Genomic DNA, 11,377 nt, shown 5'->3' on the forward strand with positions numbered 1-11,377 from the left:
CAGCGAGACCACCCGTGTTCAGAAGGTGATGCGGGTGGTCCCTCGCCGCTTCCCGCGATAGCCGTAGCGGCGTTCGATGATCTCGCCGTGACCGTCGTGGCGGATGCGCAGCAGGGTCGAGGCCCGCGTGCCGTATCCCGGGATGTTGATGAACTTCGACGACAGGGCCGCCTCGAACTCTGCTCCGACGCCGGTGTCGGGCAGCCGCACCGGGTCGGGGCGGTCCTGGTCGGCCAACATCGCGAAGTAGTCCTCGTCGGAGGCACCGGCCGAGACCAGGTCACGCAGTGCGGCGGTGCCGTCGACGACCTTCGGCCAATCGTTGTCGAGCGTCCCGTTGGACACGCCGTGCACCCCTTCGGCCACCCGCTCGGCGTGTGGTTGCGGCCGGTTCGTCACCCACCACAGGTCTGCGGCGTCGGCGACGAGCAGGTTCACCGGGTCGTAGTCGGCGGCCTGTTCGACGACGCGGTCGGCGAAGACCTTGGGGTCCTCGTCGCCGGCGAGGAAGTCGACCGGCAACTGCCCGCGCGAGCGGACCCCGGCGCGTTCGGGCGGCCCGACCCGCACGTTCGTCACCATCGCGACCCGGCCGGGCTCATCAGCGGAGACACCCATCCAGGTGCCGCCGGCCAGCGCGTCGCGTCCGGCGATCACCGGCAGGTCATCCCACCGGGACAGCGCATACGTGCGTCGTCGGTGATACTCGTCGCGATTGGCCGCGACGATCAGCCGGTACTCGGGATGCGCGTTCCACGCGAAGAGGATCAGGCACATGGCATCTCAGTTCACCTGGTAGTGGCTCATACCCGCCATTCTGCGCTGGACGCCGGCGATCTCCCGCACCGCCTGCGCCACCAGACTCCGGTCCAGCGGCGACAGCCGTCCCATCTCCAGCACGTCGGTCGGTGTCTCGCCGCGATCGAACTGCGCGACCTGGTACCGCAACCGCACCCGTTGCAGGACGTCGAACACCTCCGTCAGCGTCGTCGCATCGTCGTCGGTGAGCAGTGCGCTACCCGAGGCCGCCTGTAATCGGGCGCGTGTGTTCACCTCGGTGGATTCGACGCTCAGCGCCACCCACCGGGCGATGTTGATCAGCGGCGTGAGCGCATTGGCCTTGACGTCGAACGCCCCCGGGCGCCGGGTCAGGACGTCGCGCATCGAGCGGAGTCGTGCCTTGGTCGACAACGACTCCTCGAGCAGCAAGCGCATGGTGCGCGGGTCGGCGCGCAGGGCTCCGATCATCTCGACTCCCGGTGTGGGCACCGGCGATTCGCGACGCGACCCGAACAGGGGCCGACCGTCGAGGATCAGCGAGGTGAAGATCATCCCCCTGTTCTCCAGTGGTGCGTCGATCCATGCGCGCGCGGCCGTCTGCCACTGGGTGCGGGTCCGCGAGAACAGCGGCTTCGACGCGACGGCGCCGTTGGTGTCGACGGTCAGGCCGGCACCGCGCAGCAGGTCGTCGAGCTCGGCGAAGGCGGCGCGGTAGGCGTCGAGCTCGGTCGTCTCCAGCGAGTCGTCGAAGACGACCGCGGAGTCGACATCCGAACTCAACACCGGCTCCCGACGCGCATTGCTGCCGAGCGACAGCCAGGTGTACGCGGCGGGGTCGACGTCGGGCCGGGAGTCGACGACCAGTCGTAGACCCCGCAACACCACGGCGTCGACGATGAGGGAGGCGACCTGGGTGACCTCGTGTGCCGGCCGGTCCCGCCGCACCAGATCGGCGACCAGCTGCGGGATGCGTCGCGCGTGTCCCTGCAGTTCCTCGACCGTCTGCGACCGTGAGATCTGTTCGCGCAGAGGCATGCTCGAACCGGCCGGGTCGGCGACGAAATCGCTCGCGCCGACGACGCCGAGGACTCTGCCATCGGAGTCGCGCACCGGGATCACCGTGAGGTCGCGGTCCACGAGTTCGGTGAGGGCGTCGATCGCCGACGTGCGTGAGTCGACGACGAACGCCGGCCCGTCGACGATGTCCCCCACCGGGGTGTCGAGGCCCCGCCCGGCGGCGACGACGCGCGCCCGGATGTCGGCGTCGGTGAGCAGCCCCAGACCGTGATCGGGCAGTGGGATCACGACGTAGTCCTGGTCGCGCTCGGTCATCAGCGTCGCGGCCTCGCGCACGGTCATGTCGGCCCGTCCGGTCACCGGCTCGGTCCGCAGCAGGTCGGCCACGGTACGCGATGCGGGTGTGCGCGCGGCGTCGCGGCGGTGCGCGACCGTCAGCTGGTCAGGCGGACCGTTCATCTCTGCAGATCATAGGCGGCTGCGGACAGACATCGGGGCCCGCCGTCCGGATGGACGGCGGGCCCGATGGGGTACCTCAGATCAGAACGGCTCAGGCGTCGGCGGCGGCCGCTTCGGCGGCTGCGGCCTCAGCCTTGTCGGCCTCTTCGTCGACGGGGACGAGGCTGATCTTGCCGCGCTCGTCGATGTCGGCGATCTCCACGCGGAGCTTGGAGCCCACGTTCACGACGTCCTCGACCTTGTTGACGCGCTTGCCCTTACCGAGCTTCGAGATGTGCACCAGGCCGTCGCGACCCGGCAGCAGCGACACGAACGCACCGAACGCGGTGGTCTTGACGACGGTGCCGAGGAAGCGCTCGCCGACCTTGGGCAGCTGCGGGTTGGCGATCGCGTTGATGCGGTCGATCGCAGCCTGTGCCTTCACGCCATCGGAAGCGCCGACGAACACGGTGCCGTCGTCCTCGATGGAGATGTTGGCGCCGGTCTCCTCGGTGATGCCGTTGATCGTCTTGCCCTTGGGGCCGATCAGCTCGCCGATCTTGTCCATCGGGATCTTGATGGTGGTGATCCGCGGTGCGAACGGGCTCATCTCGTCGGGCTCGTCGATGGCCTCGGCCATGACGTCGAGGATGGTCAGTCGGGCGTCCTTGGCCTGGCTGAGCGCACCCGCGAGCACCTGCGAGGGGATGCCGTCGAGCTTGGTGTCGAGCTGCAGGGCGGTCACGAAGTCCTTCGTGCCCGCGACCTTGAAGTCCATGTCGCCGAAGGCATCCTCGGCACCGAGGATGTCGGTCAGTGCGACATAGCGGGTCTCGCCGTCGACGGTGTCGGAGACCAGGCCCATGGCGATGCCGGCGACCGGGGCGCGCAGCGGCACACCGGCGTTGAGCAGCGACATGGTCGAGGCGCAGACCGAACCCATCGAGGTGGAACCGTTGGAGCCCAACGCCTCCGAGACCTGACGGATCGCGTACGGGAAGTCCTCGACGCTCGGCAGGACCGGCATCAGGGCCCGCTCGGCGAGCGCGCCGTGGCCGATCTCGCGACGCTTGGGCGAACCGACGCGACCGGTCTCACCGGTCGAGTACGGCGGGAAGTTGTAGTGGTGCATGTACCGCTTGGACGTCTCGGGCCCGAGCGAGTCGACCTGCTGCGCCATCTTCACCATGTCGAGGGTGGTGACGCCCATGATCTGGGTCTCGCCACGCTCGAACAGCGCACTGCCGTGGGCGCGCGGGATCACCGCGACCTCGGCGGAGAGTGCACGGATGTCGGTGATGCCGCGACCGTCGATGCGGAAGTGGTCGGTCAGGATGCGCTGGCGCACCAGCTTCTTGGTCAGCGAACGGTATGCGCCGCCGATCTCCTTCTCACGACCCTCGAACTGCTCCCCGAGCTGGGCGAGGATGTCGGCCTTGAGCTCGTCGGTCTTGTCGTCGCGCTCCTGCTTGCCGGCGATCGTCAGGATCTCCGAGAGACGCTCGGTGGCTGCGGCGGCGACGGCCTCGTAGACGTCGTCCTGGTACGCCGGGTACAGCGGGAACTCCCCGGTGTCCTTGGCAGCGGCGGCGGCCAGCGACTTCTGTGCCTCGCACAGGCGGGCGATGAACGGCTTGGCGGCCTCGAGACCCTCGGCGACGATGGCCTCGGTCGGTGCCTGGGCGCCACCGGCGATCAGGTCGATGACGTTGTCGGTCGCCTCGGCCTCGACCATCATGATCGCGACGTCGGCGGAATCGCCCTCACCGCTCACGATGCGGCCCGCGACGACCATGTCGAACACGGCGCCCTCGAGCTGCTCGACGGTCGGGAACGCGACCCACTGGCCGGCCTTGTTCTCCTCGGTCGGGATGAGTGCGACACGCACGCCACCCACCGGGCCGGAGAACGGCAGACCTGCGAGCTGGGTCGACGCCGACGCGGCGTTGATGGCCACCACGTCGTAGAGGTCGTTCGGGTCGAGCGACAGCACGGTGACGACGACCTGGATCTCGTTGCGGAGACCGTCGACGAAGGACGGGCGCAGCGGGCGGTCGATCAGGCGGCAGGTCAGGATCGCGTCGGTCGACGGACGACCCTCGCGACGGAAGAACGATCCGGGGATGCGGCCGGCGGCGTACATCCGCTCCTCGACGTCCACGGTCAGCGGGAAGAAGTCGAAGTGCTCCTTCGGGTGCTTCGACGCGGTGGTGGTCGAGAGCAGCATGTTCTCGTCGTCGAGGTAGGCGGTCACCGAGCCGGCGGCCTGCAGGGCGAGGCGTCCGGTCTCGAACCGGATCGTGCGGGTGCCGAAGCTCCCGTTGTCGATGATCGCGGTGGCCTCGGTGATGGCGTCGTCGTACTCGTCGGTGAAGTCTTCGGTGGTGTTCACATCTGTCATGTGGGGTGGAATCCCTTCGTAGCGGCTGCCGTTAGCGGCCGTCGTGATGCGCGGCCACGCAGAGATGGCCGCTTGTGCGGTTGAGGGTGGTCATCGCGAGGTGCGCAGCGTGCACCGAATGCCGGTGCAGTCGTGCTGTGGAGCTCGTCGCACGCGCGGATCGGACCGACCCAGAACGCGCCGAGAAAACACGGCAGCGGGTGAATGGCGCGACGTTTCGCGCCCGTTGAGTGCTCAGACGGCCTTCGATCGAAGCGGCCGGAACCATTGTTCCGGCGGCCACTACCGAGGACCGATCTGGCTCGTCGTCACGCACTGCCATCAGTTCACGGCAACGATCCGTCTGTCAGCCTATCACCGCGCCGTGTCAATACCTCAATATGACAAACCGGCCACCTCCCGTTCGGGAGGTGGCCGGTGAGAGTCTGTTGTCGCGGTCCGCGATCAGCGACGCAGGCCGAGGCGCTCGATGAGCGAACGGTAGCGGTTGATGTCGACCTTGGCGACGTACTTCAGCAGGCGACGACGACGGCCGACGAGCAGCAGCAGGCCGCGGCGGCTGTGGTGGTCGTGCTTGTGCTGCTTGAGATGCTCGGTGAGGTCGACGATGCGCTTGGTCAGCAGGGCGACCTGGGCCTCGGGCGAACCGGTGTCGGTCTCGTGCAGACCGTATTCGCTGAGGATTTCCTTCTTCTGCTCGACAGTCAAAGCCATGGAGATACTCCTATTTCTCAGTGCCGCGTCTCAGATACTCCCGGTGCGCCACCGCGGACTGCAGCAACACCGACTGATCAGGCTACCTGCCGCAGTGCGCCCGACCCAAATCCGAGCGTGGCCCGCCCGAGTCCGTGGATGCTCGTGGCCGCGTCCCGGCCGAGCCACCACCACACCAGGGCGACGGCGACGACGCCGACGACCGCACCGACGACGATCGCAATGGGGAGCAGACGCCGGGCGGGTTGCCGTTCGGCGCCGCGACCGGTCAGCGAGACGCCGAGCAGCCCGAGAACCACCGAGGTCAGCGCCGCGGCGAGCATCAGGAACAGCCCGGCGGTCGGCTCGCCCACGTCGGCGGCCGCCGACGTCGCACCGATCTTGCCCAGTGGCAGGGTCAGCCCGAGGGGCCGAACGGGAACCGCACCGGCCATGACGACCACGCCGACTCCGGCCCCGGCGACCGTGGCGAAACCCGGGTGAGGCGCACCCACCCGCCGCACGAGGCCGTACAGAGCGGCGAGACCACCGACGATGATCAGCAGACCGAGGGTGACGGTGAACCACCCGAGCGTCAGCTGGGTTCCGAGCGTCTCCGCGTACCGGCCGTTGTGTACGCCGAACCCGTTCGGGTTGAGCGGCGCGAGTCCCACCGAGGCGAGGTCCACCCACTGCATGAACGTCGCGGCCACGACCACCAGGCCGAGCACCACTGACGCGAGGGCCGCGGCGATCGCGGAGGTCTGCGCGGGACGCTTGCCGGGCGTGCTCACGACGTCTCGGCCGCCGCCAGGATCTCCCTGGTCTTGGCGACGTCGTTCCCCATCTCCTCGATGAGGGCGTCGATCCCGTCGAACTGGACCATGCCGCGGATGCGGTGGACGAAGTCGACGGCGACGTGCTGGCCGTAGAGATCGGCGTTCTTGTCCAGGACAAAGGCCTCGACGGTGCGGGTGCGTCCGGAGAAGGTCGGGTTGGTGCCCACCGACACCGCTGCCTGGTAGCGCTCCCCCGGCAGGACCTCTCCGACGGCCGGACCGACGCCGAGGATCGTGAACCAGGCCGCGTACACGCCGTCGGCCGGGATCGCGGCGTACATCGGGGGCGCGACGTTGGCGGTCGGATAGCCGAGGTCGCGTCCGCGGCCGTCACCGCGGACGACGACGCCCTCCACCCGATGCGGGCGACCGAGAGCCTCGGCGGCGCGGTCCATGTCGCCGGCGGCGACGCAGGACCGGATGTAGGTCGACGAGTAGGTCACCGCGTGTTCGCCGAACAGCGAGATGGCCTGTACCTCGAAGCCGAACTTGGCACCCAACTCGGTCAGCTTCGCGACGTCGCCGGCGGCCTTGCGCCCGAAGGTGAAGTTGTCCCCCACCACCACCTCGGCGGCATGCAGTGTCTCCACGAGGATGTCGTGGGCGAAATCCTTGGGCGAGCGGGCCGCGAGCTCCGGGGTGAACGGCATCACGCAGAAGACGTCGATCCCGAGTTCCTCGGCCAGTTCCGCCCGCCGCGTCAGCGTGGTCAGTTGCGGCGGATGGGAACCCGGCCGCACGACCTCCGACGGGTGTGGGTCGAAGGTCATCAGCACGGCGGGCACCCCGTGCTCCTTCGCCGCCTTCGTCGCGGCATGGATCAGTTCGGCATGCCCACGGTGCACACCGTCGAAGACACCGATGGTGACCACGCACCGTCCCCAGTCCGCGGGGATGTCATCAAGACCTCGCCATCGCAACACGCGACCAGCCTACGGGGAGCACCTGTTCCAAACCACCACCGCCACACGCCTACGAGCGGACACGGGGCCGACGACGAGGTGTCGGCGAGGCGACAAGGGGACGCTAAGCTCGATCCATGCCATGGCGATCAGACCGTCCGGTGACCGAGCTGTCACAGGTCACCCAGGACTATCTGAAGGTCATCTGGACCAGCCAGGAGTGGGAGGACGTCAAGGTCACCACCAAGCTGCTGGCCCAGTCCCTCGGAGTGTCCCCGTCCACCGCGTCGGAGGCCATCCGCAAGCTCGCCGACCAGGGTCTGGTCTCCCACGAGCCCTACGGCGCGGTGACTCTCACCGATCACGGCCGCGAGGCCGCGGTCCTCATGGTGCGGCGCCACCGTCTCATCGAGACCTTCCTCGTCCGTGAACTCGGCTACCGCTGGGACGAGGTGCACGACGAGGCCGAGATCCTCGAGCACGCCGTCTCCGACCGCCTGATGGCCCGGCTCGACGCCAAACTCGGCTTCCCCGACCGGGATCCGCACGGCGACCCGATCCCCGCACTCGACGGTTCGATCCCCACCCCCGCCGCGGCGCTGCTCGCCGACCTCGAGGTGGGCGCGTCGGGATGCATCGCCCGGATCTCCGACACCGACCCGGAGATGCTGCGCTACTTCGACGAGGTGGGCGTGGCCCTCGACTGCGTCGTGACCGTCGCCGAGAAGCGGCCGTTCGCCGGCACCATCTCGGTGTCCCTCGACGACGCGGCGCCGATCGACCTGGGCGACATCGCCGCCCGCGCGATCTTCGTCGTCCCGCGCTAGCGCAGCGTCGCCGGGCGAACCACCATCACCGAACTCGCGCGCTTGCCCTTCTCCTGGATCAGCGCGATGGCCTGCTCGTGCGGGTCGACGACCACGTAGACGCCCTTCATGCCGATCGGCTCGAGCCACCTTCCCTGGCTGATGGATTCGGCCTCGTCGTCGGTGATGTCACGTCGCGGGAAGGACAGCTTCACGGCCTCGTCGATGTCGAGACTGACGCGGCCGTCCTCGCGAACCTCGTCGAGCGTGCGGGCGTGCTCGAGGGTGAACGGCCCGACCGCGGTGCGTCGGAGCGCGGTGAGGTGGCCGCCGACGCCTAGTGCGGCGCCGAGGTCCCGGGCCAGGGACCGGATGTAGGTGCCCGACGAACAGTCCACCGCGACATCGAGATCCACGACGCCGGGGGTTCCGTTGTCGGTGTCACCGTCGCGTCGGGTGGCGAGCACGTCGAATCGCGACACGGTGACCGGGCGGGCCTCGAGGTCGAAGTCGGCGCCGGTGCGGACCAGGGCGTGTGCCCGACGGCCGTCGACCTTGATCGCCGACACCTTCGCCGGGACCTGCTGGATGTCGCCGGTGAGATCGGCCACGCCCGACGCGATCTCGTCGTCGGTGACACCGGTGGCGTCGGCGGTGGTGAGGATCTCTCCCTCACGGTCGTCGGTGGTGGTGGAGGCGCCGAGACGGATGGTGGCCGTGTAGGACTTAATGGTCAGCGACAGCAGGCCGAGAAGCTTTGTCGCCCTCTCGATCCCGACGACGAGGACGCCGGTGGCCATCGGGTCCAGGGTGCCGGCGTGGCCGACCCGGCGGGTGTCGAAGATCTTGCGGCACCGCGACACGATGTCGTGGCTGGTGATCCCCGCCTGTTTGTCGACGATGAGCAGGCCGGCCTTTTCGATGGTTGCGTCGGCCATGTCAGACCATCGCGATCGTGGTGGTGATGATGCCCCGTTCGACGAGCCAGCGGCCCTGGAACTCGAGCACCGGCGGACCGCCGTCGGTGGCGGCCGGGTCGATCAGGATGCGCGAGATGAACGTCCCGGACGTCTCCGCGGTCTGTTCGAAGGTGATGAGGGCGTCCTCGAAACCCAGCCACCGCTTGGTGATCGGGAACCATGCCTTGTAGGTGGCCTCCTTGGCGCAGAACAGCAGGCGATCCCAGTGCAGTCCGGCCGGGCGGGTCGCGAGGACCTCGCGCTCGGCGGGCAGGCTGGTGTGCTCGAGTACGCCGTCGGGTAGCGCGTCGTGTGGTTCGGCGTCCATGCCGAGGGACCGCACCCCCATCGCATGCGCGACGATCGCGGCGCGGTAGCCGTCGCAGTGGGTCAGACTGCCCACGATGCCCGCGGGCCAGATGGGGGCACCCTTGTCGCCCTTGAGGATCGGCACCGGGTCGTAACCCAGCTGCCCCAGCGCCTGCCGGGCACAGTGGCGGACAGTGGTGAATTCACGACGACGCTTCTCCACGGCCTTGCCGATGAGCGCCTGCTCGGCGGGCATCGCGATCAGGCCGGGCGGATCGTCGAACGCCTCCGCCGAGGCGACCCCGGATGGGAGGAGTTGTTCGATCACTGCTCGTCCTTTCGTGCTTGCCGTTCCGCCTGCCGCGTCCGGCGCTCTGCTTGCCTCTGCTCCACCCGTGCCCGGAATTCCGCGGCGCGTTCGGCGTAGTCGGGCGGCAGGTCGAAACGCACCCCGTGCTCGGGGAGGTCGGTCTCGCCGAGGCCGTCGCCGGGCACGATGTTGCGCATCAACGGGTTCGGCAGGCCGCGTCGCTTCCACTCGCGCGGATAGCCGACCGACACCTCCTCGAAGCGGATGCCGTCGTACCAGGTGGTGCGCGGGATGTGCAGGTGTCCGTAGACGCAGCATGCGGCGTTGAACTCGGTATGCCAGTCGGCGGTCAGCTCGCTGCCGCACCACAGTGCGAACTCCGGGTAGATGAGCGCATCGCACGGTTCTCGACGCAGCGGCCAATGGTTGATGAGGACCGTCTTCTCCGACGGGTCGAGGGCCTCCAGCCGGCGGCGGGTGATCTCGATGCGCGCCCGGCCCCAGGCATCCCGGGTCGGGAACGGCTCGGGTGAGAGCAGGAACTCGTCGGTCGCCACCACGTTGCGTTCCCGGGCCAGTGCCAGCGCGGTGAGCTTGTTGGCCGTGCCCTCCGGCCGGAAGGTGTAGTCGTACAGCAGGAACATCGGGACCACGCGCACCGGATCGCTGCCGTCACCCGGATCGAACAGCGGGTAGATGTCCTCCGGGGTCACCACGCCGATGTCGCGGCACGCCTGCACGAGATAGTCGTAGCGGGCCACCCCGAACACCTGCAGCGGGTCCTTGGCCGTGGTGTACAGCTCGTGATTGCCCGGAACCCAGATGACGGTGTGGAAGCGGGTCCGCAGCCGGCGCAGGGTGTCGACGATGTCGTCCGTGCGTTCGGCGACGTCACCGGCCACGATGAGCCAGTCGTCCGGCGACGTCGGCCGGATCTCGTCGATGATGTGCTCGTTGCCCCGATGGGCGACGTGCAGATCGCTGATCGCCCACAAAGTTGCCACGAGGATCCATCGTGCCAGAGGTCGTGAATCCACCGTGCCCGGGGCGGGTCGACGTGGGACGATCGAGCGGTGTACGGCGCACCCGTCGGCCCGGGCGGATCACGTCTGCCGGGCAATCGCGGACCCTGGTGGGTCCAGGTCGTCGTGAGCTCCCTGATCCTGCTCGCCTACCTCGTCGCGCAGGTGGCGGCGTACGCCGTCGGCGACACCACCGAGCGATGGACACAGTACGGATTGAGCGGCGCCGTCCTGGTCGTCTTCGTGGTGATCACCGCGACATGGGCTCGGTCCGGCTGGCGGGTGATCGTGGCGGTACTGCTCGGTCTGCTGTTCGTCGGGCTGGAGCGACTCGCCCTGCTCCCCTTCTACCTCGACCTCTCGGTCACCCAGGAGTGGTCGGCGGACGTGTTCCGGCTCGCCTCGATGGCCGCCACCGCGATGCTGCTCACGGGCCTGGTCGTCGTGTGGTCGGTCGCCCGGCGTCGGACGGCCATGACGTGGGTGGGTCTGCTCCCGGCCGCCGGGCTCATCGCGTTGGGGACCTGGGCGACCTACTATCACCAGCCCGACTTCGGGGTCGACCTCACGGCCACCGAGGTCACCTTGCCCCTGCACTACTGGATCGGCGTCGTGGCGTTCGAGTCCGTGTTCGGCGTCGCAGCGGTCCTCGTCCTGTGGGCGTGCGACGCGATCGGTCTCGCCACCCGCCGATCCGTCACGACGAGCACCCCGAACGTGCAGAGCTTCCGGACCACCCAGCTGTACCGGACGCAGGCGGGTCATCCGGACCTGCGGGAGACCGAGCGATATCGGCCTCCGCCTCCCCCGCTCGCCCAGCCGCCGCGGCGTCTCGACGACCCGTCGTTCCGGACCACCCAGATCCGCCGGCCCCACGACAGCGGCACCCGGGACGACTGAC

11 protein-coding genes are annotated in these 11,377 nt (G+C 68.8%); 2 read left to right on the forward strand and 9 right to left on the reverse strand.

What is annotated here, in order from left to right; translation table 11 throughout:
- Positions 1-18 precede the first annotated feature (18 nt).
- The 6 genes from M1L58_RS01590 to M1L58_RS01615 form a co-directional block, all read right to left on the reverse strand.
- Entirely contained in the window at positions 19-777 is a 759-nt protein-coding gene (locus M1L58_RS01590; protein WP_248657582.1) for an NRDE family protein, read from the reverse strand.
- A 6-nt stretch (positions 778-783) separates the two neighbouring features.
- Positions 784-2,256, reverse strand: coding sequence for a putative nucleotidyltransferase substrate binding domain-containing protein (locus tag M1L58_RS01595; RefSeq protein WP_248657583.1), 1,473 nt, complete (start codon positions 2,254-2,256; stop codon positions 784-786).
- A 91-nt stretch (positions 2,257-2,347) separates the two neighbouring features.
- On the reverse strand, positions 2,348-4,636 hold the full coding sequence (locus tag M1L58_RS01600; RefSeq protein ID WP_006866491.1) for a polyribonucleotide nucleotidyltransferase: 2,289 nt from the start codon (positions 4,634-4,636) through the stop codon (positions 2,348-2,350).
- Between the two features lie 444 nt (positions 4,637-5,080).
- On the reverse strand, positions 5,081-5,350 hold the full coding sequence (gene rpsO / locus M1L58_RS01605; protein ID WP_005199046.1) for a 30S ribosomal protein S15: 270 nt from the start codon (positions 5,348-5,350) through the stop codon (positions 5,081-5,083).
- A gap of 77 nt (positions 5,351-5,427) precedes the next feature.
- Positions 5,428-6,123, reverse strand: a complete 696-nt coding sequence (locus tag M1L58_RS01610) for a hypothetical protein (RefSeq protein ID WP_248657584.1) — start codon at positions 6,121-6,123, stop codon at positions 5,428-5,430.
- Positions 6,120-7,091, reverse strand: a complete 972-nt coding sequence (locus M1L58_RS01615; protein WP_083876398.1) for a bifunctional riboflavin kinase/FAD synthetase — start codon at positions 7,089-7,091, stop codon at positions 6,120-6,122. The genes M1L58_RS01610 and M1L58_RS01615 overlap by 4 nt, the downstream gene beginning before the upstream one ends.
- Positions 7,092-7,207: 116 nt before the next feature.
- Between M1L58_RS01615 and M1L58_RS01620 the strand changes: the two genes are divergently transcribed.
- Positions 7,208-7,897 carry a metal-dependent transcriptional regulator gene (locus M1L58_RS01620; RefSeq protein ID WP_162904481.1) on the forward strand — a complete coding sequence of 230 codons (690 nt, stop codon included), beginning with the start codon at positions 7,208-7,210 and terminating at the stop codon, positions 7,895-7,897.
- On the opposite strand, the gene truB is transcribed toward M1L58_RS01620, so the two are convergent.
- The 3 genes from truB to M1L58_RS01635 are packed head-to-tail and all read right to left on the reverse strand — an operon-like array spanning position 7,894 to position 10,458.
- Positions 7,894-8,814 carry a tRNA pseudouridine(55) synthase TruB gene (truB, locus tag M1L58_RS01625; RefSeq protein WP_248657585.1) on the reverse strand — a complete coding sequence of 307 codons (921 nt, stop codon included), beginning with the start codon at positions 8,812-8,814 and terminating at the stop codon, positions 7,894-7,896. The two genes, M1L58_RS01620 and truB, sit on opposite strands and share 4 nt — an antisense overlap.
- Position 8,815: 1 nt before the next feature.
- Positions 8,816-9,472, reverse strand: coding sequence for a 4'-phosphopantetheinyl transferase family protein (locus tag M1L58_RS01630; RefSeq protein ID WP_248657586.1), 657 nt, complete (start codon positions 9,470-9,472; stop codon positions 8,816-8,818).
- Complete coding sequence (locus tag M1L58_RS01635; RefSeq protein WP_248657587.1) at positions 9,469-10,458, reverse strand: metallophosphoesterase family protein; 990 nt, start codon at positions 10,456-10,458, stop codon at positions 9,469-9,471. The genes M1L58_RS01630 and M1L58_RS01635 overlap by 4 nt, the downstream gene beginning before the upstream one ends.
- Before the next feature lie 69 nt (positions 10,459-10,527).
- Here M1L58_RS01635 and M1L58_RS01640 point away from each other — a divergent pair, with 69 nt between their 5' ends.
- Complete coding sequence (locus M1L58_RS01640) at positions 10,528-11,376, forward strand: hypothetical protein (RefSeq protein ID WP_248657588.1); 849 nt, start codon at positions 10,528-10,530, stop codon at positions 11,374-11,376.
- The last annotated feature ends 1 nt before the right edge of the window (position 11,377 follow it).

Origin of the sequence: Gordonia sp. C13 (assembly GCF_023218005.1) — a bacterium.
Classification (GTDB): Bacteria; Actinomycetota; Actinomycetes; order Mycobacteriales; family Mycobacteriaceae; genus Gordonia; species Gordonia namibiensis.

Bases quoted from the DNA above. Each gene is read 5' to 3' on its own strand.
- M1L58_RS01600 (WP_006866491.1), bottom strand. From the start codon at position 4,636: ATGACAGATGTGAACACCACCGAAGACTTCACCGACGAGTACGACGAC.
- M1L58_RS01620 (WP_162904481.1), top strand. From the start codon at position 7,208: ATGCCATGGCGATCAGACCGTCCGGTGACCGAGCTGTCACAGGTCACC.
- M1L58_RS01590 (WP_248657582.1), bottom strand. From the start codon at position 777: ATGTGCCTGATCCTCTTCGCGTGGAACGCGCATCCCGAGTACCGGCTG.
- truB (WP_248657585.1), bottom strand. From the start codon at position 8,814: ATGGCCGACGCAACCATCGAAAAGGCCGGCCTGCTCATCGTCGACAAA.
- rpsO (WP_005199046.1), bottom strand. From the start codon at position 5,350: ATGGCTTTGACTGTCGAGCAGAAGAAGGAAATCCTCAGCGAATACGGT.
- M1L58_RS01595 (WP_248657583.1), bottom strand. From the start codon at position 2,256: ATGAACGGTCCGCCTGACCAGCTGACGGTCGCGCACCGCCGCGACGCC.